Below are 25,858 nucleotides of genomic sequence, written 5' to 3' on the forward strand. Positions count from 1 at the left end.
ACAACCCGCTACGGGGGAGACTTACCCGAAATCTGATTTATTCAACAAAGCCCATCATTGGTACCACCGACGAAAACGGCAAATACACCGGCCTGAAGGCTCTTCTCACCGCCAAAACGGTGACCGGCGTTAAACCACGCATTCTCGGCGTACCGGGGCTGGATTCGCAGGAAGTGGCGACCGCGCTGGCAGCAACGTGCCAGAGCCTGCGTGCGTTTGGCTATGTCAGCGCATGGGGCTGTAAAACCATTCCTGAGGCGATCAACTATCGCAAAAACTTCAGCCAGCGTGAGCTGATGGTTATTCACCCGGATTTCCTGGCGTGGGATACCACCACGAACGCTACCAAAACGGCCTGGGCGACCGCACGCGCACTTGGCCTGCGCGCCAAAATCGACCAGACCACCGGCTGGCATAAAACCCTGTCCAACGTCGGTGTTAACGGTGTTACCGGGGTGAGCGCCTCTGTCTCCTGGGACCTGCAGGAACAGGCCACCGATGCCAACCTGCTTAACCAGGCGGGCGTGACCACGCTGATTCGCAATGATGGTTTCAAATTCTGGGGCAACCGTACCTGCTCTGACGATCCGTTATTCCTGTTTGAAAACTACACCCGTACCGCGCAGGTACTGGCCGACACCATGGCGGAAGCGCACGCCTGGGCGATGGATAAACCCATTACCCCAACGCTTATTCGCGACATCATTTCCGGTATCAATGCCAAATTCCGTGAGCTGAAAACCAATGGCTACATCGTTGACGGCTCCTGCTGGTATGACCCGGAATCGAATGACGTGTCGACCCTCAAAGCGGGGAAACTGTATATCGATTACGACTACACCCCTGTTCCGCCGCTGGAGAATCTGACCCTGCGCCAGCGCATCACCGATACCTATCTGGCAGACCTGTCAGATTCGGTTAACAGCTAAGGAGCTGCAGCATGGCGTTACCACGCAAACTTAAATATCTGAATATGTTCAACGATGGCCTGAGCTATATGGGCGTTGTTGAGTCTGTCACCTTACCGAAGCTCACCCGCAAGCTGGAGAAGTATCGCGGCGGCGGTATGCCGGGCTCGGTCTCTGTCGACCTCGGCCTGGACGATGATGCGCTGGCGCTGGAGTGGACCATTGGTGGTCTGCCGGACGTTGCACTGTGGGCGCAGTATGCCTCGCCAGGCGCGGACAGCGTGCCGCTGCGTTTTACCGGATCCTTCCAGCGTGACGATACCGGTGAAATCTCTGCGGTGGAGATCGTGATGCGTGGCCGTCACAAAGAGTTTGACGGCGGCGAGAACAAGCAGGGCGAAAGCGGCACGACCAAGATGTCCACCGAGTGCGCTTACTACCAGCTCACTATCGATGGCAAAGAGGTTATCGAGATTGACATCATCAACATGGTGCTGAAAGTCGACGGCGTCGATCGTCTGGCGGAACACCGTAAGGCCATCGGCCTGTAACCCTTAACCGGCCGCAGCTGCTGGCCGGTTACTTACCCTTTTTGAGAGTAACGAAATGGAAAATATCAACGAGACTGTTATCAACGAAAGCGAAAACCCAAACACCGTCACGCTTGATAGCCCCGTTCTGCGCGGCGAGCAAAAAATCGAAAAAGTGACCGTCGCAAAACCCAATGCGGGCACTCTGCGTGGCGTATCGCTGGCGTCGCTGGCGCAATCCGACGTGGATGCCCTGATTAAAGTGCTGCCGCGAATGACCTCTCCCGCGTTGACCGAACATGAGATTGCACGTCTGGATGCCTCCGACCTGCTCTCTTTTGCCGGTAAGGTGGTCGGTTTTTTGTCACCGACTTCGGCTCGCTGAAATTTCCTGAAAACCTGTCGGTCGACGATCTGATGGCGGATATCGCGGTGATTTTTCACTGGCCGCCGTCAGAGCTGTACTCCCTGAGCGTGACCGAACTCCTCATATGGCGCGAAAAGGCGCTACAGCGAAGCGGAAACCACCATGAGTAATAATGTCAGACTTCAGGCGCTGCTGAATGCAGTCGACCGGGCAAGCCGACCGCTTAAAGCTATCCAGAATGCCAGCCTCTCTCTTGAGGGAGAGATCGGTGAATCGCAGGCGGCGCTGCGTGCGCTCGATGAGCAGGCGGCCCGCGTCGATGGATTCAGAAAAACAAGCAGTCAGCTCACCATGACGGGGCAGGCGCTTGCCCTGGCGAGACAACAGACGGCGGCGCTGGCTCGCGAACTGAAAAAAACGCAAAACCCCACCCGTGAGCAGAACGATGCGCTGACGGCAGCCCGCCAGTCTGCCGCCGCCCTGAAGCTTGAGTACAACAATCTGCGCCAGTCCGTCCAGCGTCAGCGCGGCGAACTTGCGCAGGCGGGGATTAATACCCGTACCCTGGCAGCAGATGAACGTCGTTTAAGAAAGAGCATCGGCGAAAAAACGCAGCAGCTCAACGGACAACGAGAGGCACTCGCCCGGGTTAATCAGCAGCAGGAGCGGCTCAATGCCGTTCAGCGTCGCTACGAATCCGGCAAACATGTTGCCACGCGTGTGCATCAGATCGCTGGCACAGGCGTGAGCATGGCAAAGACGAGCTTTGACCAGACGTCCCGGTTTATGGCGCCGGGTATCAGTGCTGAAAAGCAGATGTCTGCTATTCAGGCCAGTCTTGGTCTGGAGAAGGGGGATGCCAGGCTTGAGGCTATTCGCCAGCAGGCGCGGGACGTCGGTGCCGGTACGGGAACCTCAACGGAGGCGGTCACCCGGGCGCAGACCGAGCTGGTTCGTTCAGGATATGACGCCGATGGTGTGCTTGCGGCCACGCTTCCTGCGGTCAATCTCAGCCTTGCGGGAAATGTCGATGCCGCAAACGCCGCCGACATCATCAGCAATGCACAGACCGCGTTCAACCTGGCCAATACCGATGCTGAGCGTGTCGCAGACGTGCTGACCCGCGGATTTACCTCCTCTCACACCAGCCTTACCGAGCTGGGTGCTGCCGTGGCCTCTGTTGCGTCAACTGCCAGCGGCGCTGGCGTGAGCCTTGAAGAGACGACCGCGCTGCTTGGCATTCTGATGGAAAAGGGGATGAAAGGGAGCACGGCTGGCGCCGGGGTCAGCGCTGTGCTGAGCCATCTGCAGATGCAGAACGGTCAGGGTTCTGCCGCGCTGAGTGAACTGAACGTACAAACCCATGATGGACAAGGCAATCTGCTGCCTGCCGAGCAGATCCTTGAAGCCCTCTCCGCATCCTTTGAAAAGAGCCAGCTCGGTACCGCGCAGCAGATGGCGTACCTGAAGACCATTTTCGGTCAGGAAAACGCGCAAGGCGCTGCGGTACTGGTCTCCGCCGCGGGTAATGGAACGCTGTCTGAGAAACGTCAGCAGCTCCAGGGGGCAAAGGGCAGTACCGCGCGGGTAGCTGCCGTTCAGTCCGATAACCTTGCCGGTGATATAGGCAAGCTTCAGGCGGTGTGGAACGGCCTGAAGATGGATGTATTTGATAAGGCGGATGGCGCCCTGCGTACCCTGACCACCACCGCGACCGGGTGGATCAGTACGCTCTCTCTGTGGGTGAATGCCAACCCCGCACTGACGCAAGGCCTGGTCGGGGTTATCGTCGGCGCGCAGGCGTTTGCCGGCATAGTGGGCGGGTTGGGCATGGTCGTTGCGCCGATGGTGACCGGCCTGAACCTGGTCATTACCGCCGCCGGGATGTTAGGCACCGCCTTCAGCGTGGTCGGCGGCAGCATCATGGCGATCCTGGGTGCCCTCAGCTGGCCCATCATTGCCATTGGTGCGGCGATTGCGGCGGGTGCATTACTGATTTTTAAATACTGGGAACCAGTCAGCGCCTTCTTTACCGGGGTGATGGAAGGGCTTTCTGTGGCTTTTGCTCCACTGGGCGAGCTGTTTTCTCCACTTCTGCAGGCGTTTGGTTTCATCTCAGAAAAGCTGGGCGGGATCTGGCAGTGGTTCACCGACCTGATTACGCCAATCAAAACGACTCAGGAAACGCTCGACAGTTGCAAAAACGCGGGGGTGATGTTCGGTCAGATGCTCGGGGAGGCGTTGATGGCACCGCTTAATCTGTTCAACACTCTGAGCAGCAAGGCGACCTGGCTACTGGAAAAACTCGGTCTTATCAAAACAAAGTCGGACAACATCGAGCCCGTTGCGGCTAACACAGGGGCGGCTTCCTCTGCGCCGGGCAGTGCGTATATTCCGCCGACATCGACCTATGGTGGCTATCTGAAGTATCAGCCAGCGCTGGCCACTGGCGGACGCTCTTACGTCGATCAGAGCAGGAGCGAATATCACTTCACGCTGCAGGGAGATATGACTTCCGGAGCGGACCTCAGCCGCCAAATTCAGGATGCCCTGGACAACAGAGACAGACAGAAAGCGGCGGACCAGCGATCCCACTTTATGTATGAGTAAGGAGAGAGAAAATGTTAATGGTGCTGGGGCTGTTTGTCTTTGAGCGACGAACCTTGCCGTATCAGTCAATGCAGTTTTCAAAGGATTACCGCTGGGCCTCTAACGATCGCATCGGGAAGCCCAAAGCCTGGCAGTATCTGGGGGAGGGCGATACATCCCATACGCTCTCCGGAACGCTTTATCCTGAAATTACCGGAGGGCGATTGTCCCTGAAAGCCATCGAACTGATGGCGAATGAGGGGCGCGCCTGGCCGCTGATCGACGGGACGGGCATTATTCATGGCATGTTTGTGATTGATAAGGTGACGCACACCCATACGGATTTTTACAGCGATGGTACGGCGCGGAAAATTGATTTTACGCTTTCTCTGAAGCGGGTTGACGAATCGCTGATGGCGATGTTTGGCGACCTGAGAACACAGGCTGAAGAGCTGGTGACCAGCGCGCGTACCGAAATTGGAGGGCTGCTGGGATGATCACGGAAATGAATATCCGGGCAGGGGGGAAAATCGCCCCCGATTTTATGCTCAAGCTTAATGGCCGTGATATTACGCAAAATTTTAGCCATCGCCTTATCCGCTTGACCATGACTGACAACCGAGGCCTGGAAGCCGATCAGGTGGATATTGAGCTGGATGATTCCGACGGTCTGTTAGACCTGCCGGCTCGCGGTGCGTTTATTACGCTATGGCTGGGCTGGCAGGGTACCCCTCTGGAGCTGAAGGGGAATTTCACGGTCGATGATATTGAATTTCGGGGGGCGCCGGACCGGTTAACCATTCGGGGGCGCAGCGCCGATTTTCGTGGCAAGCTCAACGTTCGCCGCGAGCAGTCATGGCATGACACCACCCTCGGCGCAATTGTTGATACCATCGCCCAGCGCAACCAGCTTAGCGCCAGCGTGGCGGCGGAGTTTTCATCCATAGCCATTGCGCATATCGATCAGCCTCAGGAGTCCGATGCTGCGTTTCTCTCCCGCCTGGCTGAACGCAATGGCGCGTTTGTCGCCGTTAAGGAAGGGATGGTGCTTTTCATGAAAGCGGGCGGCGCCGTGACGGCCAGCGGCAAACCGGTTGCGTTGAAGGTGATTGAACGCGCCGATGGCGATAAACACAGCTTTTCCATTGCCGATCGCGAAGCGTATTCCGGCGTGACGGCCAAATGGCTGCAAACGAGCGATCCTAAACAACAACACCCAAAGGTCAGCATCAATCGTCCGCCACCGGCGGCAGCGACAGGCGCGTTACCTCATCCGGATGCCGCAGCCGTATCCGGCAGCCCGGAGCAAACGCCGCAGGAGACGTTGGTTGGTGCAGCCGATAACGTCTTTGAGCTGACCACTATTTTTGCCTCCGAAGCGCAGGCACTCAGAGCGGCTGAAGCCAAATGGCGTGCTTTACAGCGCGGGGTAGTGAAATTTTCTATCCAGCTGGCGCTCGGAAAAGCTGACCTTTTTCCAGAAACACCCCTTCAGGTAAAAGGCTTCAAACGGGCGATTGACGAGCAAGCGTGGATCGTCAGCCGGGTCGTACACACCCTTGACGGAAGAGGCTTTACGACGGAGGTGAATCTTGAACCTGACATTGCCGACGAAAAATTTTCCATCGAAAGCGAGTAGTACGCTTTTAATTTTACGCTTTTGGGGTATCATTAATTCACAAAAAGTGAATTAAACGGAGGTGGTATGTTTCATTGTCCTAAATGTAAGCACTCGGCACATGCGCGAACCAGTCGCTATTTGAGTGAAAATACCAAAGAGCGTTATCACCAGTGCACCAACGTTGATTGCAGCTGTACGTTTGTCACCATGGAGTCGGTAGAGCGCCTGATTGCAGCCCCTGGCATGCCGGAACGTGCCCGGGCGCCCTCGGTGAACCGCAGTTAACGATAGCCGCATCAGTAAAAAACCGCCTCGTGCGGTTTTTTTATCTCTGTAAGAACCCAGCGACACCGCCATTTCATCGCCACTGAAAATTAAGCCAACAAAAAAGCCACTCATGTGAGTGGCTTAATTATATGATTTTAAAGCTAAAATTTGGTGGCCCCTGCTGGACTTGAACCAGCGACCAAGCGATTATGAGTCGCCTGCTCTAACCACTGAGCTAAGGGGCCGTGGCGGTGGATTATAATGTAACTCCCCGCAGCAATCCAGCCATTCACACCCGCCTGCTGTTTTTATAAACAACGCATAATCAATCCTTTATACTTCCATGATGATGTATCAATCGGGAGTAAATATGATCAACGATATTCTGGCCCCGGGATTACGGGTGGTGTTCTGTGGGATCAACCCCGGTAAATCCTCGGCGCATACCGGTTTTCACTTTGCTCATCCGGGGAACCGCTTCTGGAAAGTGATCTACCAGGCCGGCTTTACCGACCGGTTACTCAAGCCTGAAGAGGAGCAGCATCTGCTGGATACGCGCTGCGGGATCACCATGCTGGTGGAGCGACCAACCGTGCAGGCGAGCGAAGTCAACCTGCATGAGCTGCGCACTGGCGGGCGGGAACTGATTAAGAAGATCGAAGACTACCAGCCTGCCGCGCTGGCGATTCTGGGGAAACAGGCCTATGAGCAGGCGTTCAGCCAGCGCGGGGTGAAATGGGGTAAACAGGCCATCACCATCGGTGTGACGCAGGTATGGGTGCTGCCAAACCCGAGCGGACTTAACAGGGCAACGCTGGATAAACTGGTGGAAGCTTACAGGGAGCTCGACGAGGCGCTGGTGGTGCGGGGGCTTTAGGGGGCTCTGCGGCCTTATGCCTCGTCCTGGCCCTCTCTCACAGGGAGAGGGCATAAACAAAAAAAAAGCTCCCGATTGGGAGCTTTTTGCTGTTTACCTGGATTAATCGTCCAGGAAGCTACGCAGCACTTCAGAGCGGCTCGGATGGCGCAGTTTACGCAGCGCCTTCGCTTCGATCTGACGGATACGTTCGCGGGTAACGTCAAACTGTTTACCCACTTCTTCCAGCGTGTGGTCGGTGTTCATATCGATGCCGAAACGCATACGCAGTACTTTCGCTTCACGGGCGGTCAGGCCAGCCAGAACGTCGTGCGTGGCAGCACGCAGGCTCTCGGTGGTGGCAGAGTCCAGCGGCAGCTCGAGGGTGGTATCCTCGATGAAATCACCCAGATGCGAATCTTCATCATCACCGATTGGTGTTTCCATGGAGATTGGCTCTTTGGCGATCTTCAGCACTTTACGGATTTTGTCTTCTGGCATCAGCATGCGTTCAGCCAGCTCTTCCGGCGTCGGCTCGCGACCCATCTCCTGCAGCATCTGGCGGGAAATACGGTTGAGCTTGTTGATGGTCTCAATCATATGCACCGGAATACGGATGGTACGCGCCTGATCCGCGATAGAGCGGGTAATTGCCTGACGGATCCACCAGGTCGCATAGGTGGAGAACTTGTAACCACGACGGTATTCAAACTTATCTACCGCTTTCATCAGACCGATGTTGCCTTCCTGAATCAGATCCAGGAACTGCAGACCGCGGTTGGTGTATTTCTTGGCGATAGAGATAACCAGACGTAAGTTTGCTTCAACCATCTCTTTCTTCGCACGGCGGGCTTTCGCTTCACCGATGGACATACGACGGTTGATGTCTTTGACCTGCTCGATGGTCAGGCCGGTCTCTTCTTCAATCTGCTGCAGCTTCTGCAGACCGCGATGCACGTCTTCTTTCACGTCGTGCAGTTTTTCAGACCACGGTTTGTTCATCGCGATAGCCGCGTTGAACCAGGTTTCGCTGGTTTCGTTGCCGGTGAAGAGGGTGATGAAGTTCTTCTTCGGCATTTTGCACTGCTCAACGCACAGCTTCATGATGATGCGTTCCTGGGTACGTACGCGATCCATCATCACGCGCATGCTGTTCACCAGGTAGTCGAACTGTTTTGGCACCAGGCGGAACTGTTTGAAGACTTCAGACAGTTTCAGGATCTCTTCCTGGGCAGCAGCGTGACTGCGGCCTTTGGCTTTGATGGTGTCACGCGTCACTTCGTACTGAGTACGCAGCTCGGCGAACTTCTCACGCGCCAGTTCCGGGTCGATGCTGTTGTCATCATCGGCGCTGTCGTCGTCGCTCTCTTCTTCATCTTCGTCTTCGTCGTCATCCATCTCTTCCTGAGACAGTTCAGAACCGACGTGAGTGGCGGTTGGCGCCATATCTTCTTCAGCGTTCGGGTCGACAAAACCGGTGATCAGATCGGACAGACGCGCTTCTTCCGCTTCAACACGATCGTACTGCTCCAGCAGATAGGTGATCGCTTCCGGGTACTCAGCAACAGAGCACTGAACCTGGTTGATCCCGTCTTCGATGCGTTTTGCGATGTCAATTTCGCCTTCGCGGGTCAACAGTTCAACGGTACCCATTTCGCGCATGTACATGCGGACCGGGTCAGTGGTACGCCCGATTTCAGATTCCACGCTGGACAGTACCTGTGCAGCAGCTTCTTCCGCATCTTCGTCAGTGTTGTTGGAGGTTTCAGCCAGCAACAGATCATCGGCATCCGGTGCTTCTTCCATCACCTGAATGCCCATGTCATTGATCATTTGGATGATGTCTTCGATTTGATCTGAATCGACGATATCTTCCGGCAGATGGTCATTGACCTCGGCATAGGTCAGATAGCCTTGCTCCTTACCACGTTGGACAAGAAGTTTCAGCTGTGACTGCGGGTTTTGCTCCATAAGACGGTATCCACACTTAATTCGTTTGATTGGTGTCGGCGATGGTTTGCCAACCTTTAAAGCGAGGGCGTACTTATATTTTTGCCGCTGCCTCTCAGTGCGGCTGCCGGGGGCTTCCCGATCGATATTCGGCACTTAAGCCGTTAAATACTTTTGTCTTTTTGCTTATTTCTTCGCCAGTTCCTGGTTTATCATCCAGAGCTCCCGGCGTTCTTCGCTGCTCAAACCGTGCGTGCGCTCGCGAGCAATCAACTCTTCCTGGCGCAGCTCGAGCATCGAATCAAACATATGGTTGAGTGAGTCGGTGAACGTTTTTTCTGCAATGTCCTTATCTGCTATATCGTCCCACATCGACAATTTTTCAAGGGTAGCGGCCTCTTTTGTGCCGCGATAATGTTCTAAAAGTTGTCCGGTGGTCAGACCTGGCTGAGACAAACATGTGTTGACCAGTTCTGAAAATAAGCCAAGCCCGGGCAATTTTTCGTGGTTCAAACCCGCCAGCGATGGCACTTGCGGTGCAAGTTCGGGGTTTTGGACCAGTAACCCTATCAGTATACGCATGGTTGTGCGTTTTAGCTGAGGCGCGGGGCGAACCGTGCCGTTTTCAGCCTGTTTTGGCATTAAACGTTCAAGCTGGCTGTCATCCAGAATGCCGAGCTTGTTGCCTAACTCCTGACGCAGATAGATGCGCAGCGTTTCGCCGGGCACCTGGCTAATTAACGGCAGCGCCAGCGTGCTGAGCTGCGCGCGCCCGTCAGGGGTACTTAAATCAACCTGCGGCATCAGGCTGTTAAACAAGAATGTGGAGAGCGGCTGAGCCTGCTCCATCCGCGCTTCAAACGCCGCTTTGCCCTCTTTACGCACCAGCGTATCCGGGTCTTCACCGTCGGGCAGGAACATAAAGCGTAACTGCCGCCCGTCGGTCATATAAGGTAGCGCAGTTTCCAGCGCACGCCAGGCGGCATCGCGCCCTGCGCGGTCACCGTCGTAGCAGCAGATGACGTTGTTGGTCACCCGAAACAGCAGCTGAATATGATCGGCCGTGGTGGACGTGCCCAACGAGGCTACTGCGTAATTGATGTCATACTGCGCCAGCGCAACGACATCCATATACCCTTCGACGACGAGAAGGCGCGGAGGTTCCGCATTTGCCTGCTGCGCCTCATAAAGGCCGTAAAGCTGACGGCCCTTATGAAAAATGTCGGTTTCCGGGGAGTTGAGGTACTTGGGCAGGGCATCACCCAGCACGCGCCCACCAAAACCAATCACCCGGCCACGCTTGTCGCGGATCGGGAACATCACCCGTTCGCGGAAGCGGTCATAGCTTCGTCCCTGGTCGTTGGTGACCAGCATGCCTGCGTCGATCAACGATTTACGATCTTCGCTATTGCCGCCAAAACGCTTTAACACGTTGTCCCAGCCGGGCGGGGCGTAACCAATAGCGAAACGCGCAATGACATCGTCGCTCAGTCCGCGCTTGTTCAGATACTGACGCGCAGGCTCAGCCGCAGAGTGCTTAAGAGACTGTTGGTAAAACGAATTCAGGCCATCCATCAGTTGATACAGCGTTTGACGCTGATGGCGCTCTATCTGGCTTGGTCCACTGCCCGCTTCATACGGCACTTCAAGGTTGTGCATCGCCGCCAGCTCTTCGACGGTTTCAACGAACTCGAGCTTGTCGTAGTTCATTAAAAAATCGACGGCATTACCGTGTGCGCCACAGCCGAAGCAATGGTAAAACTGCTTTTCACCGTTGACGGTGAAGGAGGGGGTTTTTTCGTTATGGAAAGGACAGCACGCATGGTAGTTCTTGCCCTGCTTTTTCAGCTTTACCCGCGCGTCGATAAGATCGACGATGTCGGTTCTTGCCAGCAGGTCATTGATGAAAACGCGTGGGATTCGTCCGGCCATATGCCCCAAAAGTTTTTAGCAACTCATAAACGAAAACAAGCCGCGCATTCCTTCCGGAAGCACGGCCTTACGACTATTACTCTGTCTGTCAATTGAGGACTGTCGCCCTCAACGGATTAGTACAGACGAGTACGGCGTGCGTTTTCGCGAGCCAGTTTCTTCGCGTGACGTTTCACTGCAGAAGCTTTAGCGCGCTTACGTTCAGTCGTTGGTTTTTCATAGAACTCACGACGACGAACTTCAGCCAGAACACCTGCTTTCTCGCATGAACGTTTGAAGCGACGCAGCGCTACGTCGAACGGCTCGTTTTCACGTACTTTAATTACCGGCATGTAACTCTCACCTTTGATAAATTCGGTTTGCCGCTGGCATCAACGCCAGCTTATTTCAAAATGGTGCGGAATTTTACTGCAAATGCTGCTGCTTTGTAAAGCACCGACGCGTTTTTGAAAGGGACTTTTATAAGGGGGAAGAGTATACACGAGCGGATGTCCTGGGGCGAACAAAGTTTTACATCAACCCGCCCAGGCTCTACACTGCGCGGTACTGAAACGAGGTAAAACAAGTCATGCGTGTACTGGGTATTGAAACATCCTGCGATGAAACCGGCATCGCCATTTACGACGACGAAAAAGGGCTTCTTGCCAACCAACTGTATAGTCAGGTGAAATTGCATGCTGACTACGGCGGCGTCGTGCCTGAACTGGCCTCTCGTGACCACGTACGTAAAACGGTTCCCCTGATTCAGGCGGCACTGAAAGAGGCCGGCTTGAACTCAACTGATATTGATGCCGTCGCCTACACGGCAGGCCCGGGTCTGGTCGGCGCGCTGCTGGTCGGTGCGACGGTGGGCCGTTCCCTGGCCTTCGCGTGGGATGTTCCGGCCATTCCGGTTCACCATATGGAAGGGCATCTTCTGGCACCGATGCTGGAAGAGAATCCGCCCGAATTCCCGTTTGTGGCGCTGCTGGTCTCTGGCGGCCATACCCAGCTGATTAGCGTGACGGGTATTGGCAAGTATGAGCTGCTGGGCGAGTCGATTGATGACGCCGCCGGAGAAGCCTTCGACAAAACCGCTAAGCTGCTGGGTCTGGATTACCCGGGCGGCCCGATGCTCTCGAAAATGGCGTCGCAGGGCACGGAAGGGCGTTTTGTCTTCCCGCGTCCAATGACCGACCGTCCGGGGCTGGATTTCAGCTTCTCCGGCCTGAAAACCTTCGCCGCCAATACCATCCGCAATAACGATGACAGCGAGCAGACCCGTGCGGACATCGCTCGCGCATTCGAAGATGCGGTGGTCGATACGCTGATGATCAAGTGTAAACGCGCGCTGGATCAGACCGGCTTTAAGCGCCTGGTGATGGCGGGGGGCGTCAGCGCTAACCGTACGCTGCGTGCGAAGCTGGCGGAGATGATGCAAAAGCGTCGCGGGGAAGTGTTTTATGCGCGCCCGGAATTCTGTACCGATAACGGGGCGATGATCGCCTACGCCGGGATGGTGCGCCTGAACGCTGGCGCAACGGCGGATCTGAGCGTCTCCGTACGCCCACGCTGGCCGCTGGCAGAGCTGCCGGAAGCTTGATCGACGCTCCCGTCTTAGCGGCGGGAGACGTTTACATCCCGATCTCAAACATCTGGTTCTTGATGATCAAAGAGTAAAGCTGGCAATCGTTTTGTACGTCCAGCTTTTCCATCGCCCGGACCTTATGTGCGCTGACCGTTTTGATGCTCAAATGCATAAACTGTGCAATCTCCTTCAAATTTAATCCCTTACAAATCAGGCGCAGCACGTCAATTTCCCGTGGAGAGAGTTTCTCCACGTCCGTCTTTTCATGACGGAAAAGCATATTCACCAGCTGGTTTTCGATATAAATCTCGCCTTTCAGGACCGTGGTAATCGCCTGGCTTAAGGTTTTCTCGTTGATATCACGTGATAAGTACGCTCTGACTCCTTCCTTTAGCGCCTGACGGATAAGCGTGGCGTTTGCATAAGGCGAGAGCAGAATAATATTAAGCGCAGGGTAGGTCTGTTTAAGCCATCTCAAGAGCTTCAGCCCGTCCATTCCCCCGAGCGGAGGGCGGCTGAGGCTGGTTGTCAGCGAATAGCCAAGTATAGCGATATCCGGATTATGCTGGCCAAGAAGCGACTGAAGTTCAGCGGAGGCCGCTGCCTCACCGATCAGAACGCATCTCTGATCCATGCCAACGGCGGGTAACGAGAGGGACTGCATCATGGAGGATAAGCCGCGTCGAATTAACGAGGATTCTTCAGCGATAACGATTTTAATGTCCATAATGATGCGTCGTATTAACCCTTTCATGAAATGGCGGGGCCAACGGCGGTTGGAGCACCTCGCAAGATATAATGTTATTAAAATTCATTTTGCGGTAAAGTCGCAGCAGCAACGAGAATATTTTTAATGCCGACGGCTCTTGATTATTTCATAATGATTAAGCTTTACGTTTTTTGTATCTAAGTGTATCGTTGCATTGCGAAATATAAATTAACATAGTATGGAATTTTCTTGATTATTTAGAGAAAACTCTGTTCATTAGAGTAGGTCACTCTTATTCTTCGCGGTCCGTGTGTCAGTGATACTGAAAAAGGAAAAATTTCAATTCACACAGGAACCGTGATTATCATGAAAAAAAGCGCTTTATCTCTTTTTATTTGTGCAGCAATTTCATTCTCTGCTGCGGCTGAAACTCTGGTGCAAAATGAATTTGCACAGGATAATGCCACCTACACCGCAATTGTGCTCAAGCTAAAACCGACGACAGGTCTGTTAAAAGCCACAAACAATAAAATTACCTTGAGCGACGCTTCCCTGACAACAACAAATATGTTCCGTCCGACCAACTTGCGTAGTTCTACTCAATCCTCTGAATTGACGGAGCTTAATAAACGCTATGGTTTTGACCGTTATCTGCGCATTGAGTTACCGAAAGATAAAAGTCAGGATAAAACATATATTAACCATATTATCACCGAGCTTGAACAAAATCAGAACGTAGAGTTTGTGTACCCGGAAGCCGAGCCGGTATCGCTGGATGACACGGCCCTTACGCCACAGTTAAAGTCCTCACTGAATGATAATTTAACGTCTGCTGCCGTTCCGGATTTCCGCAATAAGCAGGATTATCTCAAAGCACCGGATGTTAAGCGCACCGGTTATTATATGGGGGGCGTCAACCGTGACAGTGTTGATCGCTATGCAGGCAGTGCGGGTGAAGGGGTAACGATTATTTCGGCGGAGATTGATGCCTGGAATACCAGCCATGCCAACTTACCGCCGATGAGCCTCAGCTCTGGCAAGACGACGTATGTTGCAAGCCATGATCACGACACCGCTTCAGTGGGGATTATGGCGGCGAAAGATATGGGCACCGGTATTCGCGGTTTAGCCTGGAAAAGCCGGATGGGGTATGCGGCCTCCGCGAGTAATAACCTCTATAATTTAATCCCCCAGCTAAAAGCGGGTGATGTGGTGCAGATCGGGATACAAGTTGCGGGGGGTTATCCATCGGGTTGTCAGAAGGATTGCTGGGTCGCAATGGAATCCCAGACCGCCTATTACGATATTATTAAGGCGCTGACCGACAAAGGTGTTCACGTTATTGAGGCAGCAGGTAACGGGAATATCAATATGGACAGCCCAGGGTTCCGGGGGGAGTATGACGTGAATGTCCGGGACTCCGGGGCTATTCTGGCGGGTGCGTTTTGTGCGAAAGACGGTAAAAAAGCGTCGTTCAGCTCCTATGGCTCGCGCATTACCAGTTCTGCCTGGGGCTGCTGGGATGTGGTGACCACCGGTTATGGCGATCTGTATAAAAACGCTGGCGTTAACGATTCCTATACCGCGACTTTTGCCGGAACCTCTTCCGCGAACCCGATTATTGCGGGTGTGGTAGCAAGCCTGTCAGGCATCGCCAAAGCCAACGGTATTACCGTGACACCGCGTCAGATGCGTCAGATTCTGGCGGAGACCGGTACGCCGCTGGCGAACGGGGATTCGGCAAAAGTGGGGACACAGCCTGACATGGAGCGCGCGGTAGCCCGTATTATGGCGCTGAAAGACGGTAACACCCCTGTCGCTCCGGCCCCAACCGCTGCGGCAGGCGCGGATTACACCATGGTCTCCCCGACCACGGGCGTGAGCACCTACCCGCTGGATGGCAGCAAGAGCCTGAATGCCAAATCCTATAACTGGAGCGTGACAAAAGGGGCGGAAACTTTCTCGCTGGAGGCGAACCTGAACGGCACGCTGGTGAAGAGCGTGGATAGCGCGCATGCCTATGCCGTTATTCCTGCCAACAGCGAAGGAGAAGCGGTCTTCACGCTGACCACAACCGGCGCGGATGGCCGGACCGCGACGGACAGCATGACCATTAAGGTCACTAAGCCGGCGGTACCCGCGAAAGACGACACCCCGGAAAAAGATGACACGCCGGTAAAACCTGCCGCACCGGCCTATAACGCCAAAATCGCTTACCCGACCAAATGCACCAAAGTCTCTTACAACGGTAAAATTTGGTTCAACCAGTGGTATGTCAACCCGGGTCAGGAAACCCCGGGAACCGGCGGCCAGTGGGGCGCGTGGCGCGAGCAGGGTTCTTCCAGTAACAGCTGTAAATAACCCTCACGGCCTGGCATTGCGCCAGGCCTTTTTTCAGATCCGCAGCATCCCTTTCTCTTCCAGAAACGCAATAATCGTTGCCAGACCGTCACCCGCTTTCAGGTTGGTAAAGGTCCACGGACGTTCGCCGCGCATGCGGTTAGTGTCGCGCGCCATCACCTCCAGCGAGGCACCCACGTACGGCGCGAGATCGGTTTTGTTGATCACCAGAAAATCGGATTTGGTGATCCCCGGCCCGCCCTTGCGCGGGATCTTCTCCCCTTCGGCGACGTCGATAACGTAGATCGTCAGATCCGCCAGCTCCGGGCTGAAGGTGGCGCTCAGGTTATCGCCGCCGCTTTCGACGAAGATCAGATCCAGATTGCCGAACTTCTCGCTGAGCGCTTCCACTGCGGCCAGGTTCATCGAGGCATCTTCGCGAATGGCGGTGTGCGGACAGCCGCCCGTCTCTACGCCCACAATGCGCTCCGGCTCAAGCGCGCCCGCTTCGGTCAGAATGCGTTGATCCTCTTTGGTGTAGATATCGTTCGTCACTACCGCCAGATGATACGTGTCGCGCATCGCCTTGCAGAGCGCTTCCAGCAGCGCGGTTTTGCCCGAACCGACCGGGCCGCCCACGCCAACGCGCAGGGGATGTTTGTAATCAGCCATGTTGCATCCTCAGGAACGGAATAACCGTGAATATTGTGTTTCGTGGCGGGCAGAGGCGATGGCGGAAAGCGGCGTCGCCGCGCCCAGTGCCTCATCGTCACGTAAAAATGCCTGTTCAAACCCGGCGGCAAAATGGTCGCTGAGTTCAATAATCAGCTGTTGTGCGGCCTGTTGCCCAAACGGTACCAGCTTGACGCCAGCCATTACCGCGCTCTCAATCCAGCTGTAGCCCAGACTCAGGGCCAGCTCGTGCGCGCTAATACCCCAACGCACGCCAAGCCACGCCATGCCGCTGAGCTGGCTTTGCATAAACAGCGGCTGCCAGAGGGGCGGGCAGTCCGGCTCCCAGCTTTTGATGAGCCGCGTAAAGGCGGCGCCGCGATTGCGTTCTTCTTCCCGCAGTTCACGGGTTTCCCGGCAGGCGAGCAGGTATGACGTCCAGCGTTTTGCTGCCGCCAGATCGCCCTCTTCACAGGCCCGGTAGAGCCGGGCAAATAGCGGCAGGTCGACGCAGAAAAAGCTCTGCTCCATCTGCAGGGTTTGCCAGTTTTTGAACGCCTCTGCGTCGGTAACCCAGCCTGTCTCGACGGCCCACTCCAGCCCCTGCGACCAGGTAAACGACCCGACCGGCAGGCTGCTACTGGAGAGCTGCATCAGACGCAGCCGTTGGCGGGCGAGTTCCATCAGCTCATCAGCGCCAGCAGGGCAGAGACGATAAGCCCACCGCCAAAGGTTTTACGCAGTCCGTCGTGACGGCGCAGCAGTAACCCGGCGGCGAAGCTGGCGCACAGCACCGTGGAGCTGGCCAGCATAAAGCCGCTGGTGAAGAGCCAGAAGCTGTGGCCGGACATCTCCACCCCGTGCGCCCAGCCGTGGAACATCGCCAGGGCAGGCACCGCCAGCAACAGACGATTTTCGGTTTTAAACATCATCACGCCGCAGACGCCCAGCGAGGCGATAATCAGCATCTCCATGCCGCTAAAGCCGCCGAGCAGGCTGCCCGCAATGGCACCGACAAGCATCATCCCGAGGGTGGCAAAAGGCAGCAGCAGCTTGCGGCCGCTCAGCGCGGAGAGCACGCCCGCACCGGCGAGCATCAGCAGGTGATCAAGTCCGGTCAGCGGGTGGAAAAAACCAGCATGGAAGCTGTCGGCACCGTGTCCCGGATGTGCCAGTGCAGGCAGGGAAAAGGCCAGCAGTAACAGGGGTAAATACTTACGCATGATTAATCCTTAATGTGAATGAGCGTGAGAGTGGCTATGGCTGTGGGCCTCGCTGGTGTAGGCCCCCGCTTCAGGTTCAAACGGCAGGCTGGCGAAGGTGACCGCCAGCCCAAACTGGCGCAGCATGTCGTCGAGGACGTGATCGTGGTGATAGCGCAACTCGCCGGGCATGATTTGCAGCGGCACGTGGCGGTTGCCCAGGTGATAGCAGGCGCGGGCGAGGAGGAACGGATCGTCGCAGCGCACCACGGAGACGGACTCCGGGGCGGCAATCACTTCGATGACTTCGCTGCCGTCTTCGTTACAGAGCAGGTCGCCGCCGCGCAACAGTACACCGCGCGGCAGCATGAGCCCGGCTTCGCGGCCGTCGTTCAGCGCCACGCGGGCGCGGCTTTTCACCCGCACGTCAATCGGCAGCGTGACGCTGGCGGTAATCGGATGCGCATGGTCCAGGCGTTGGGTTAAATAGATCATCATCACTCCTCAAAACAGAAAATAGCGTTGCGCCATCGGCAGAACGTCAGCCGGTTCGCTGGTTATCAGTTCGCCGTCGACGCGCACTTCATAGGTTTGCGAATCGACGGTGATATTTGGCTGCAGGCCGTTGTGGATCATGTCGGCCTTTTTCACCGTGCGGCAGCCTTTGACCACCGCCGTGGCGCTCTGCAGGTTGAGCTGTTGCGCTATCCCCTGCGCGGCCGCAGCCTGCGAGACAAACGTCAGCCGGGTGGCGTGACGTGCGGCACCCAGTGCGCCAAACATCGGACGATAATGGACCGGTTGCGGCGTGGGAATCGAGGCGTTGATATCGCCCATCGGAGCGCAGGCGATCATCCCACCCTTGACGATGGTGGCGGGTTTCACGCCAAAGAACGCCGGGGACCAGACCACTAAATCCGCCAGCTTGCCCGCTTCGATGGAGCCCACTTCATGGGCGATACCGTGCGTCAGCGCCGGGTTAATGGTGTATTTGGCGATGTAGCGCTTCACGCGAAAGTTGTCGTTATCGCCAGTCTCTTCCGACAGTGCGCCGCGCTGCACCTTCATGCGGTGCGCCACCTGCCAGGTGCGGAGAATCACTTCGCCCACGCGGCCCATCGCCTGGGAATCAGAGGAGGTCAGCGAGAATGCGCCGATATCGTGCAGCACATCTTCCGCAGCGATGGTTTCCCGGCGAATACGCGATTCGGCAAAAGCCACATCCTCGGCGATATCCGGGTCGAGGTGATGGCAGACCATCAGCATATCGAGATGTTCATCGATGGTATTGACCGTATAGGGCAGGGTCGGGTTGGTGGAGGAGGGCAGAATATTCGGGTGCGCACAGGCGGTAATAATATCCGGCGCGTGGCCGCCACCGGCCCCTTCCGTGTGGAAGGTATGGATGGTGCGCCCGCCGATAGCTGCCAGCGTGTCTTCGACGAAACCGGATTCGTTCAGCGTGTCGCTGTGCAGCGCCACCTGGATATCCATCTCTTCCGCCACCTCCAGCGAGCAGTTGATGGCCGCAGGCGTTGCGCCCCAGTCTTCGTGGATCTTAAGCCCGATGGCCCCGGCGGCTATCTGCTCGCGCAGGGCATCCGGGTTAGAACCGTTGCCTTTGCCCAGCAGGCCGATATTCACCGGCAGGGTATCGGCAGCCTGCAGCATGCGGGCGATATACCACGGCCCCGGCGTGCAGGTGGTGGCGTTGGTCCCTGCCGCGGGACCTGTACCGCCGCCGATCATCGTCGTGACGCCGGAAACCAGCGCCTCTTCGGCCTGCTGCGGGCAGATCCAGTGGATATGAGTGTCGATCCCGCCAGCGGTGACGATCTTCCCTTCGGCGGCGATCGCTTCCGTGGCGGCACCGATCGGGATCGTCACCCCGGGCTGAATGTCCGGGTTACCGGCTTTGCCAACGGCAAAGATCCGCCCGTTCTTCACGCCGATATCCGCTTTCACGATCCCCCAGTGATCGACAATCAACGCGTTAGTCAGCACCAGATCCACGCAGTCATCCGCGGTCATCTGCCCCTGGCCCATACCGTCGCGGATCACTTTCCCGCCGCCGAATTTGACCTCTTCGCCGTAGACGGTGAGATCGTTTTCGACTTCGATCCACAGCTCGCTGTCGGCTAAACGCACTTTATCGCCGGTGGTGGGGCCGAACATATCGGCATAAGCCTGGCGCGAAATCTCAGCCATTTTTCACTTCCCCCATCACGTCACCCCGGAAACCGAAAATGCGCTGCGCCCCGGTGACCTTCACCAGCGTCACTTCGCGCTTCTGGCCGGGTTCGAACCGCACCGCGGTGCCTGCCGGGATATTCAGTCGAAAGCCCCGGGTGGCTTCCCGGTCAAATTTCAGCGCCGGATTCACCTCGTAAAAGTGATAGTGCGACCCTACTTGGATAGGTCGGTCGCCGTGGTTTTCGACGATGATAAGCCGGGTTTCTCGCCCGACGTTGAGGGCAATATTGCCGGACTGGATCTGGTATTCGCCTGGGATCATCACGCGCTCCTTACACGATCGGGTTATGCACGGTGACGAGTTTTGACCCGTCCGGGAAGGTGGCTTCCACCTGAATATCCGGGATCATCTCCGGTACGCCTTCCATCACCTGGTCACGCGTCAGGACGTGACGGCCCGCTTCCATCAGCGAGGCGACGGTTTCGCCATCGCGCGCGCCTTCCATAATGAAGGCGCTGATTAGCGCGACCGATTCCGGGTAATTGAGCTTTACCCCGCGCGCAAGGCGGCGTTCGGCAACCAGCGCGGCGGTGAACAGCAACAGCTTGTCTTTTTCTCTGGGGGTCAGTTCCATAACGTTTCTCTTATGTCTGCCAGATACGCGGCGAACAGGCGGTTTTGGTGGTGAGAAGCGGGCGAAGCGACTGCCAGATATCGCGCATCACCCGCTGGCAAATCAGATTGTCGTGGGAGAGAAAACGCACCGACAGCAGATCGTCAGTGAGCGTCGCCCCGGCAAAGGTATTCAGTGGTGCGAGCAGCTCACGCGCCGTGTCGAGGTGCATTTCTCCGGCCGGATAGAACAGCAGCGTGCCGAGCCACGGATGCCCGGCAACAGGGGTAAGATCGCCGTCGCTGAGATGCTGACGCTCAATCAGACGTGGCTCGTCATCCACCCAGACCTCAAGGCGGCTCTCCAGCGTGCCGTGGCTGAAGGTCTCGCCGATCACCGGGCGACCCAGACAGTACAGCTCCCACGCCAGCAGCGTGCTGGAGGCCTTCAGGTGGAAGACGGAGCGCAGCGCGGCACTGGCGCCGGGAAAGATAATGGTGTCCTGCGGCAGCCACTCCAGCGTGGACGCCTCATCGAGATAAAAGTGCTGGTTAAGGCGGGCCTGTGGGCCGCTGCTGCGATAGAACTTACTGGCGCCGGGCATGGTGATAAGCGCGTGGCTATTGGCGTCCAGACGTACGGTAATATCCAGCCTGTCACCACCCACCACACCGCCCGGCGGGTGCAGCAGGTAGAGGTGGCAGGTTTCCCCTTCGGGGTAGAACGGACGCTGTACCGTGAGCGGCCCGACGTGGTGCGCGGCATGGAGGAGGGTTTTCTCAGGCGTGTGGCAAAACCGCAGGTCAAGCGAGGCCTGCCAGCCTTTGTACGAACTATCAGTGACCTGAGTTGCTAACATGGTGCTTCCATTCGCGCGCCCGGGAGATACGTTTCAGTATGCCCTGGCGGAAATGAAGGCTGTCATATGAGTCGCTTATGGATGGGGGCCTGTATTTTGGGGCTGTGGTGGAAGGGTTCCGTTCACTATGGCTTTTCTGCTTTATGGGTATCCCGCTGCGGTGAACGTGTTAAGGGGGCTCCCGCCGCCCCCTTAACAATCCCGGCTCCCGGCAAAGAAAATCGCCGCTGCGCGGTCCCTTCGGCTTATTCCCTCCGGCTATCGGGTCGGGCGTGATCCTACATCCATGTAGGTCACGCCCTCTTGGCGCATCCATGCGCGTCGCCCCGGCCTGCGGTCAACGCCTCAGCGATTTTCAGCCGGATCAGGCGTTTCCTCAACCTTCTCAGCAGTTTGAATGTGGCACGGGTGTTGAGTCCCCGCTGAAATCGGCGAACCGGAGACCGGATGACAAGGGCTGGACGCCAGGGATGGCGGCCAGAGGCGAATCGAGACAGGATGTCGAGTTGAGCCGACCGCAGGCAGCGGGTCGTGAGGTGAGCGCAGTGCGAAGCACCGATTTCGTCGCGGGGCCGCGGGGATTGATAAGGGGGCCGCGGTGGCCCCCTTATCACGTTCACGGGTTCCGGAACGTCATATTCTGTTGGTCATAAAGTGAACGGAACAATTCCACTAAAAGTAAATAAAACCCTACCGCGTCTCTCTCTTCTTCCGCTTTAACCGCGCCCAGATTTTCGTCTCCTGACGTCGCCACAGACGCTGAATATTATCGTGATGACGCAGCAGGATAAGGCAGGAGAGCATCGACACCGGGAAGGTGAACTGGGGTTTAAACCACCAGACGTAGAACGGGGCAATCAGCGCGCTGACGATGGCGCCCAGCGACGAATAGCCGCTCAGAAGAATAGTCAGCAGCCAGGTGCCTGCCATCACGCCGGTGAGATCCCAGCCGATGGGCGCGATGGCACCAAAGGCCGTCGCGACGCCTTTGCCGCCTTTAAAACCGAAGAATACGGGCCAGATGTGGCCGACACAGGCGGCGATGGCAATAAGCCCCAGCCAGAACGGGGTCACGCCCAGCGCATACGCGCCCCAGACGGGTAACATCCCTTTCAGAACGTCAAAAATCAAAACCGCTACGGCTGCTCCCTTGCCGCCAATTCGTAGTACATTGGTCGCTCCCGGATTCCCGGAGCCACTTTCGCGCGGGTCAGGTAACCCGGCAATGCGGCAGACCAGAATGGCGCTGGAGATTGAGCCGCAAAGGTAGGCGAGGAGAATCATTCCAGGCGCGATTGCACTCATAACGCTGTTCCGTTTTGAAAATGTATCTGTATTCTCAGCATCTGTGGATAATACGCATAATTCACCGGAAGTGGTATCCGGTTTAGCCAAAAAGCAGGCAGGTCGTGATGGATATTGTATTTATAGAGCAACTTTCGGTAATCACCACTATTGGTGTTTACGACTGGGAACAGACCATCGAGCAGAAGCTGGTGTTCGATATCGAAATGGGCTGGGATAACCGCAAGTCGGCAAAAAGTGATGACGTGAATGACTGTCTGAGCTATGCCGACATCAGTGAAACGGTCATCGCCCTCGTTGAAGGGCAGCGTTTTGCGCTGGTGGAGCGCGTGGCAGAAGAGGTGGCAGAGTTACTGCTGACCAAATTCAACTCGCCGTGGGTGCGCATTAAGCTGAGTAAGCCGGGCGCGGTGGCGCGTGCCGCCAATGTGGGGGTCATCATCGAGCGTGGCACAAATCTGAAAGGAAAGATTTAACGTCATAATAGCTAAACCATTTTAGGTTATATCGGTCTTAAAGCTGTATCTTTCACGGTAGCTGTTGGGGCGACCGTTTTTTTTATATTTTTTTAGGGGTTTATAGATGAGCGATATGCACTCGCTGCTGGTGGCGGCAATTCTGGGTGTGGTCGAAGGATTGACGGAGTTTTTGCCGGTTTCCAGTACGGGCCATATGATTATTGTTGGCCACCTGCTGGGCTTTGAAGGCGATACCGCAAAGACGTTCGAGGTGGTCATTCAGTTGGGGTCCATTCTGGCTGTGGTCGTGATGTTCTGGCGTCGTCTGTTTGGGCTGATCGGCATCCACTTCGGGCGTTTGCCACAGCGTGAAGGAGAGAGCAAGGGCCGCCTGACGCTGATTCATATCCTGCTCGGGATGATCCCGGCGGTGGTGCTGGGGCTGGTTTTCCACGACACCATCAAATCGCTGTTTAACCCGATTAACGTAATGTACGCGCTGGTGGTCGGTGGTTTCCTGCTGATTGCGGCGGAAGTGCTGAAGCCAAAAACGCCGCGCGCAGAAGGTCTGGACGATATGACGTATCGCCAGGCCTTTATCATTGGCTGCTTCCAGTGTCTGGCGCTGTGGCCGGGCTTCTCCCGTTCAGGAGCAACGATTTCCGGCGGGATGCTGATGGGTGTAAGCCGTTACGCGGCATCTGAGTTCTCGTTCCTGCTGGCGGTGCCGATGATGATGGGCGCCACCGCGCTGGACCTCTACAAAAGCATTGGTTTTCTCACCACGGGCGATATTCCGATGTTCGCCGTGGGCTTTATCACCGCCTTTATCGTGGCGCTGATTGCCATTAAAACCTTCCTGCAACTGATTAAGCGTATCTCGTTTATCCCGTTCGCGATCTACCGCTTTATCGTCGCGGCTGCGGTTTACGTGGTCTTCTTCTGACCTGCTGCCCTCAGTCTTTTGGCTGAGGGCAATGCTTTTCCTTCCACTCTGATACCGCCTGAATCCGCCGTTTCGTCAGCTCTTCGCGAATTTCCGGGCCTTTAAATCCTGCTTCGACGACCTCTTTGGTTGGCACGGCTTTGGCCACCTCCCACGCGGCGCGCAGCAAACGCCCCTGCGGATAGTCGCACGCTTCGAACCCGGTGCGCCCGCGCACGTCAGCCTCGCTGGTGAGCGCGATCTGCTCGACGCGCTGGGGTTTACGCCAGGCATCGATGTTATCGAAAAGCTTAACGATGGTGGCCGGTTTCAGGATCGGGAAGGTGTGGATAAGGTCGTGGAATTCGGCCACCAGTTTCGCCAGATCGCGGATCTCGTTCGGCACCCGCAGGCGCTGGCACAGCCCCTCGACCAGCTTCACCCCTGCCGGGCCGTGCCCGTGGTGACGAGGCCAGAACTCTTTTGGCGTTAAGCCTTTACCGAGATCGTGGCACAGCGTTGAGAAGCGCACGTCCACCTCCGGGCTGAGCATGGCCGCCATACTGAGCGTCATCAGGGTGTGCACGCCAGTGTCGATTTCCGGGTGCCATTTCGCCGGGGCAGGCACACCAAACAACGCGTCTATCTCCGGGAACAGCACCTTCAGGGCGCCGCAGTCGCGCAGCACCTGGAAAAAGACCTGTGGGTTGCGGGTGGTGAGGGCGTTCTCCGTCTCTTTCCAGACGCGCTCTGGCGTCAGGTGTTCAAGCTCACCCGCCTCGGTCATGGCGGTCATCAGCGCCATCGTCTCATCGGCAATACGGAAACTGAGATGGGCGTAACGTGCGGCAAAGCGCGCCACGCGCAGCACCCGGAGCGGATCTTCCGAAAACGCCGGGGAGATGTGACGTAAAAGACGGTTGCGCAGATCGTCCTGGCCGCCATAAGCATCAACGATCTGGCCGTTCTCGTCCTGCGCCAGCGCGTTGATGGTGAGATCGCGACGCAGGAGATCCTGCTCCAGCGTGACGTCGGGCGCGGCATAGCAAGTGAAGCCAGTATAGCCGGAACCGGATTTACGCTCCGTACGCGCCAGGGCGTACTCTTCCCGGCTTTGCGGATGGAGAAACACGGGAAAATCGCGGCCTACCTGCTGGTAGCCCGCGTTAAGCATCTCTTCGGGGGTGGCGCCTACCACCACCCAGTCTTTATCTTTGACCGGCAGACCTAACAACGCATCACGTACCGCACCACCGACCAGATAACTCTTCACGCCCTACACTCCCGTTTTCTCTTTTGGCAAGATAATACGTAAGTCTGGCAGAGAAGACGAATTAGTTCATCCAGCGGTCTTTACGTTTACGGCTTGGGATCAGGTGTGGCAGAACAAGACCCAGCACCAGGCCGACGCCCAGCACGCCGCCGCCATACATAAACCACTGCATGATGATGGTGCGCTGTTTGTCATCGAGCTGCAGATTAGCGGCATTCACCTTCTTCTGCGCCACAATCAGCTCATTTTTCAGTTTCTGGTTCTCTTCTTTCAGACCGTTAATCACGCTGTCGCTCTGCGCGACTTTCTGCTGCATTTCAGCGGTGCGCTGGTTCCAGGTACCGTCAATGTTGTTCAGCTTGTCGGTGAGGGTTTTCACCTGGTTTTCCAGATCCGGCACGCGGGTGCGCAGGCTTGGCACGGTGCTCAGCTCTTTCAGGGGGATCCAGGAGGTACGGCCGGAACTGTCGCGAACCTGACCATAATTGGTCTCGGTGTTGGTCTGTAACAGGGTGACTTCCTCGCCGGCATTTACCGTACCCACGAGGCGATAATTATCTCCGGGGCCGCTACGTACCCAGGTGTTCAGTTCGTCAGAAACGTAACGCTTTTCTTCAGCGTGGACCGCAGTCGCGGCGCTAAAAGCGAGTAAAGTAAGTCCAATCAGGCGTAATTTAAGCATATCAGTCGTTATTTTCATAAATAGTGGAACGATAGTAGT

Annotated in this window: 28 protein-coding genes and 1 tRNA gene; 13 read left to right on the forward strand and 16 right to left on the reverse strand. The window is 56.4% G+C overall.

All coding sequences use genetic code 11. The annotated features are described in order from the left end of the window. The 8 genes from HX884_RS12795 to HX884_RS12830 all read left to right on the forward strand — a co-directional run. Positions 1 to 929, forward strand: a 929-nt coding sequence (locus HX884_RS12795; RefSeq protein WP_178328279.1) for a phage tail sheath protein, incomplete at its 5' end; no start/stop codon positions are given. Between the two features lie 11 nt (positions 930 to 940). After that, complete coding sequence (locus HX884_RS12800) at positions 941 to 1,459, forward strand: phage major tail tube protein (RefSeq protein WP_014833332.1); 519 nt, start codon at positions 941 to 943, stop codon at positions 1,457 to 1,459. Positions 1,460 to 1,514: 55 nt separating this feature from the next. Next, the gene (locus HX884_RS12805; RefSeq protein ID WP_038420626.1) at positions 1,515 to 1,823 is read left to right on the forward strand and encodes a phage tail assembly protein; all 309 of its coding nucleotides are present in this window, start codon (positions 1,515 to 1,517) and stop codon (positions 1,821 to 1,823) included. Then, a complete protein-coding gene (locus tag HX884_RS12810; protein ID WP_306173136.1) occupies positions 1,820 to 1,975 on the forward strand; it encodes a GpE family phage tail protein in 156 nt (51 codons plus the stop codon). Before HX884_RS12805 ends, HX884_RS12810 begins: the two co-directional genes overlap by 4 nt. Next, positions 1,968 to 4,415: a phage tail tape measure protein gene (locus tag HX884_RS12815; protein ID WP_178328280.1), complete on the forward strand. Its 2,448-nt coding sequence runs from the start codon at positions 1,968 to 1,970 to the stop codon at positions 4,413 to 4,415. Before HX884_RS12810 ends, HX884_RS12815 begins: the two co-directional genes overlap by 8 nt. Before the next feature lie 11 nt (positions 4,416 to 4,426). Then, a complete protein-coding gene (locus tag HX884_RS12820) occupies positions 4,427 to 4,891 on the forward strand; it encodes a phage tail protein (RefSeq protein WP_014833328.1) in 465 nt (154 codons plus the stop codon). Continuing rightward, positions 4,888 to 6,033, forward strand: coding sequence for a phage late control D family protein (locus HX884_RS12825; RefSeq protein ID WP_178328281.1), 1,146 nt, complete (start codon positions 4,888 to 4,890; stop codon positions 6,031 to 6,033). Before HX884_RS12820 ends, HX884_RS12825 begins: the two co-directional genes overlap by 4 nt. Positions 6,034 to 6,099: 66 nt before the next feature. Further along, on the forward strand, positions 6,100 to 6,300 hold the full coding sequence (locus HX884_RS12830; protein ID WP_014833326.1) for an ogr/Delta-like zinc finger family protein: 201 nt from the start codon (positions 6,100 to 6,102) through the stop codon (positions 6,298 to 6,300). Positions 6,301 to 6,451: 151 nt separating this feature from the next. On the opposite strand, the gene HX884_RS12835 is transcribed toward HX884_RS12830, so the two are convergent. Then, positions 6,452 to 6,527: transfer RNA gene (locus HX884_RS12835), tRNA-Ile, on the reverse strand. A gap of 125 nt (positions 6,528 to 6,652) precedes the next feature. Between HX884_RS12835 and mug the strand changes: the two genes are divergently transcribed. Beyond that, positions 6,653 to 7,159 (forward strand): G/U mismatch-specific DNA glycosylase, encoded by a 507-nt coding sequence (gene mug / locus HX884_RS12840; RefSeq protein ID WP_020689452.1) that lies wholly within the window; start codon positions 6,653 to 6,655, stop codon positions 7,157 to 7,159. Between the two features lie 102 nt (positions 7,160 to 7,261). Here the strand turns inward: mug and rpoD are convergent, their stop codons facing one another. The 3 genes from rpoD to rpsU form a co-directional block, all read right to left on the reverse strand. Then, on the reverse strand, positions 7,262 to 9,109 hold the full coding sequence (gene rpoD, locus HX884_RS12845) for an RNA polymerase sigma factor RpoD (RefSeq protein ID WP_013098777.1): 1,848 nt from the start codon (positions 9,107 to 9,109) through the stop codon (positions 7,262 to 7,264). Positions 9,110 to 9,274: 165 nt separating this feature from the next. Next, the gene (gene dnaG / locus HX884_RS12850) at positions 9,275 to 11,020 is read right to left on the reverse strand and encodes a DNA primase (protein ID WP_014833324.1); all 1,746 of its coding nucleotides are present in this window, start codon (positions 11,018 to 11,020) and stop codon (positions 9,275 to 9,277) included. Between the two features lie 116 nt (positions 11,021 to 11,136). Next, a complete protein-coding gene (gene rpsU, locus HX884_RS12855) occupies positions 11,137 to 11,352 on the reverse strand; it encodes a 30S ribosomal protein S21 (protein ID WP_001144069.1) in 216 nt (71 codons plus the stop codon). A gap of 236 nt (positions 11,353 to 11,588) precedes the next feature. Between rpsU and tsaD the strand changes: the two genes are divergently transcribed. Next, positions 11,589 to 12,602, forward strand: a complete 1,014-nt coding sequence (gene tsaD, locus HX884_RS12860) for a tRNA (adenosine(37)-N6)-threonylcarbamoyltransferase complex transferase subunit TsaD (protein ID WP_013098775.1) — start codon at positions 11,589 to 11,591, stop codon at positions 12,600 to 12,602. A 31-nt stretch (positions 12,603 to 12,633) separates the two neighbouring features. Here tsaD and HX884_RS12865 read toward each other — a convergent pair whose 3' ends face one another. After that, a complete protein-coding gene (locus HX884_RS12865) occupies positions 12,634 to 13,314 on the reverse strand; it encodes a response regulator transcription factor (protein WP_029883055.1) in 681 nt (226 codons plus the stop codon). Positions 13,315 to 13,662: 348 nt separating this feature from the next. Between HX884_RS12865 and HX884_RS12870 the strand changes: the two genes are divergently transcribed. Further along, a complete protein-coding gene (locus tag HX884_RS12870; RefSeq protein WP_058651372.1) occupies positions 13,663 to 15,657 on the forward strand; it encodes a serine protease in 1,995 nt (664 codons plus the stop codon). 33 nt (positions 15,658 to 15,690) lie between these two features. Here the strand turns inward: HX884_RS12870 and ureG are convergent, their stop codons facing one another. The 9 genes from ureG to plsY form a co-directional block, all read right to left on the reverse strand. Further along, a complete protein-coding gene (gene ureG, locus HX884_RS12875; protein WP_013098772.1) occupies positions 15,691 to 16,308 on the reverse strand; it encodes an urease accessory protein UreG in 618 nt (205 codons plus the stop codon). 9 nt (positions 16,309 to 16,317) lie between these two features. Next, positions 16,318 to 16,992, reverse strand: coding sequence for an urease accessory protein UreF (locus HX884_RS12880; RefSeq protein ID WP_013098771.1), 675 nt, complete (start codon positions 16,990 to 16,992; stop codon positions 16,318 to 16,320). Beyond that, positions 16,992 to 17,531 carry a HupE/UreJ family protein gene (locus HX884_RS12885; protein WP_058651371.1) on the reverse strand — a complete coding sequence of 180 codons (540 nt, stop codon included), beginning with the start codon at positions 17,529 to 17,531 and terminating at the stop codon, positions 16,992 to 16,994. The genes HX884_RS12880 and HX884_RS12885 overlap by 1 nt, the downstream gene beginning before the upstream one ends. Before the next feature lie 9 nt (positions 17,532 to 17,540). Continuing rightward, positions 17,541 to 18,005: an urease accessory protein UreE gene (ureE, locus tag HX884_RS12890; protein ID WP_058651370.1), complete on the reverse strand. Its 465-nt coding sequence runs from the start codon at positions 18,003 to 18,005 to the stop codon at positions 17,541 to 17,543. 9 nt (positions 18,006 to 18,014) lie between these two features. Further along, on the reverse strand, positions 18,015 to 19,718 hold the full coding sequence (ureC, locus tag HX884_RS12895) for an urease subunit alpha (protein WP_178328282.1): 1,704 nt from the start codon (positions 19,716 to 19,718) through the stop codon (positions 18,015 to 18,017). After that, entirely contained in the window at positions 19,711 to 20,025 is a 315-nt protein-coding gene (locus HX884_RS12900; RefSeq protein WP_013098767.1) for an urease subunit beta, read from the reverse strand. The genes ureC and HX884_RS12900 overlap by 8 nt, the downstream gene beginning before the upstream one ends. A gap of 10 nt (positions 20,026 to 20,035) precedes the next feature. Then, on the reverse strand, positions 20,036 to 20,338 hold the full coding sequence (locus HX884_RS12905; protein ID WP_003862556.1) for an urease subunit gamma: 303 nt from the start codon (positions 20,336 to 20,338) through the stop codon (positions 20,036 to 20,038). 10 nt (positions 20,339 to 20,348) lie between these two features. After that, complete coding sequence (locus tag HX884_RS12910; RefSeq protein ID WP_178328283.1) at positions 20,349 to 21,176, reverse strand: urease accessory protein UreD; 828 nt, start codon at positions 21,174 to 21,176, stop codon at positions 20,349 to 20,351. A gap of 690 nt (positions 21,177 to 21,866) precedes the next feature. Beyond that, entirely contained in the window at positions 21,867 to 22,481 is a 615-nt protein-coding gene (plsY, locus tag HX884_RS12915; RefSeq protein WP_013098765.1) for a glycerol-3-phosphate 1-O-acyltransferase PlsY, read from the reverse strand. A 107-nt stretch (positions 22,482 to 22,588) separates the two neighbouring features. On the opposite strand from plsY, the gene folB reads away from it, so the two are divergent. Further along, on the forward strand, positions 22,589 to 22,957 hold the full coding sequence (gene folB / locus HX884_RS12920) for a bifunctional dihydroneopterin aldolase/7,8-dihydroneopterin epimerase (RefSeq protein WP_178328284.1): 369 nt from the start codon (positions 22,589 to 22,591) through the stop codon (positions 22,955 to 22,957). Positions 22,958 to 23,063: 106 nt separating this feature from the next. Beyond that, positions 23,064 to 23,885, forward strand: coding sequence for an undecaprenyl-diphosphate phosphatase (gene bacA / locus HX884_RS12925; protein ID WP_014833310.1), 822 nt, complete (start codon positions 23,064 to 23,066; stop codon positions 23,883 to 23,885). Positions 23,886 to 23,895: 10 nt separating this feature from the next. Here bacA and HX884_RS12930 read toward each other — a convergent pair whose 3' ends face one another. Both HX884_RS12930 and HX884_RS12935 read right to left on the reverse strand, forming a co-directional pair. Continuing rightward, complete coding sequence (locus HX884_RS12930; RefSeq protein WP_023620520.1) at positions 23,896 to 25,137, reverse strand: multifunctional CCA addition/repair protein; 1,242 nt, start codon at positions 25,135 to 25,137, stop codon at positions 23,896 to 23,898. Between the two features lie 61 nt (positions 25,138 to 25,198). After that, complete coding sequence (locus HX884_RS12935; protein ID WP_013098761.1) at positions 25,199 to 25,819, reverse strand: TIGR04211 family SH3 domain-containing protein; 621 nt, start codon at positions 25,817 to 25,819, stop codon at positions 25,199 to 25,201. Positions 25,820 to 25,858 lie beyond the last annotated feature (39 nt).

It is taken from the genome of Enterobacter sp. SECR19-1250 (genome assembly GCF_013391025.1).
GTDB classification, from domain to species: Bacteria; Pseudomonadota; Gammaproteobacteria; order Enterobacterales; family Enterobacteriaceae; genus Enterobacter; species Enterobacter cloacae.

Bases quoted from the DNA above. Each gene is read 5' to 3' on its own strand.
- rpsU (WP_001144069.1), bottom strand. From the start codon at position 11,352: ATGCCGGTAATTAAAGTACGTGAAAACGAGCCGTTCGACGTAGCGCTG.
- HX884_RS12865 (WP_029883055.1), bottom strand. From the start codon at position 13,314: ATGGACATTAAAATCGTTATCGCTGAAGAATCCTCGTTAATTCGACGC.
- HX884_RS12805 (WP_038420626.1), top strand. From the start codon at position 1,515: ATGGAAAATATCAACGAGACTGTTATCAACGAAAGCGAAAACCCAAAC.
- ureC (WP_178328282.1), bottom strand. From the start codon at position 19,718: ATGGCTGAGATTTCGCGCCAGGCTTATGCCGATATGTTCGGCCCCACC.
- HX884_RS12830 (WP_014833326.1), top strand. From the start codon at position 6,100: ATGTTTCATTGTCCTAAATGTAAGCACTCGGCACATGCGCGAACCAGT.
- HX884_RS12885 (WP_058651371.1), bottom strand. From the start codon at position 17,531: ATGCGTAAGTATTTACCCCTGTTACTGCTGGCCTTTTCCCTGCCTGCA.
- mug (WP_020689452.1), top strand. From the start codon at position 6,653: ATGATCAACGATATTCTGGCCCCGGGATTACGGGTGGTGTTCTGTGGG.
- folB (WP_178328284.1), top strand. From the start codon at position 22,589: ATGGATATTGTATTTATAGAGCAACTTTCGGTAATCACCACTATTGGT.
- HX884_RS12815 (WP_178328280.1), top strand. From the start codon at position 1,968: ATGAGTAATAATGTCAGACTTCAGGCGCTGCTGAATGCAGTCGACCGG.
- dnaG (WP_014833324.1), bottom strand. From the start codon at position 11,020: ATGGCCGGACGAATCCCACGCGTTTTCATCAATGACCTGCTGGCAAGA.
- HX884_RS12910 (WP_178328283.1), bottom strand. From the start codon at position 21,176: ATGTTAGCAACTCAGGTCACTGATAGTTCGTACAAAGGCTGGCAGGCC.
- ureE (WP_058651370.1), bottom strand. From the start codon at position 18,005: ATGATCTATTTAACCCAACGCCTGGACCATGCGCATCCGATTACCGCC.
- HX884_RS12800 (WP_014833332.1), top strand. From the start codon at position 941: ATGGCGTTACCACGCAAACTTAAATATCTGAATATGTTCAACGATGGC.
- bacA (WP_014833310.1), top strand. From the start codon at position 23,064: ATGAGCGATATGCACTCGCTGCTGGTGGCGGCAATTCTGGGTGTGGTC.
- rpoD (WP_013098777.1), bottom strand. From the start codon at position 9,109: ATGGAGCAAAACCCGCAGTCACAGCTGAAACTTCTTGTCCAACGTGGT.
- tsaD (WP_013098775.1), top strand. From the start codon at position 11,589: ATGCGTGTACTGGGTATTGAAACATCCTGCGATGAAACCGGCATCGCC.
- HX884_RS12870 (WP_058651372.1), top strand. From the start codon at position 13,663: ATGAAAAAAAGCGCTTTATCTCTTTTTATTTGTGCAGCAATTTCATTC.
- HX884_RS12820 (WP_014833328.1), top strand. From the start codon at position 4,427: ATGTTAATGGTGCTGGGGCTGTTTGTCTTTGAGCGACGAACCTTGCCG.
- HX884_RS12880 (WP_013098771.1), bottom strand. From the start codon at position 16,992: ATGGAACTCGCCCGCCAACGGCTGCGTCTGATGCAGCTCTCCAGTAGC.
- plsY (WP_013098765.1), bottom strand. From the start codon at position 22,481: ATGAGTGCAATCGCGCCTGGAATGATTCTCCTCGCCTACCTTTGCGGC.
- ureG (WP_013098772.1), bottom strand. From the start codon at position 16,308: ATGGCTGATTACAAACATCCCCTGCGCGTTGGCGTGGGCGGCCCGGTC.
- HX884_RS12905 (WP_003862556.1), bottom strand. From the start codon at position 20,338: ATGGAACTGACCCCCAGAGAAAAAGACAAGCTGTTGCTGTTCACCGCC.
- HX884_RS12935 (WP_013098761.1), bottom strand. From the start codon at position 25,819: ATGCTTAAATTACGCCTGATTGGACTTACTTTACTCGCTTTTAGCGCC.
- HX884_RS12825 (WP_178328281.1), top strand. From the start codon at position 4,888: ATGATCACGGAAATGAATATCCGGGCAGGGGGGAAAATCGCCCCCGAT.
- HX884_RS12900 (WP_013098767.1), bottom strand. From the start codon at position 20,025: ATGATCCCAGGCGAATACCAGATCCAGTCCGGCAATATTGCCCTCAAC.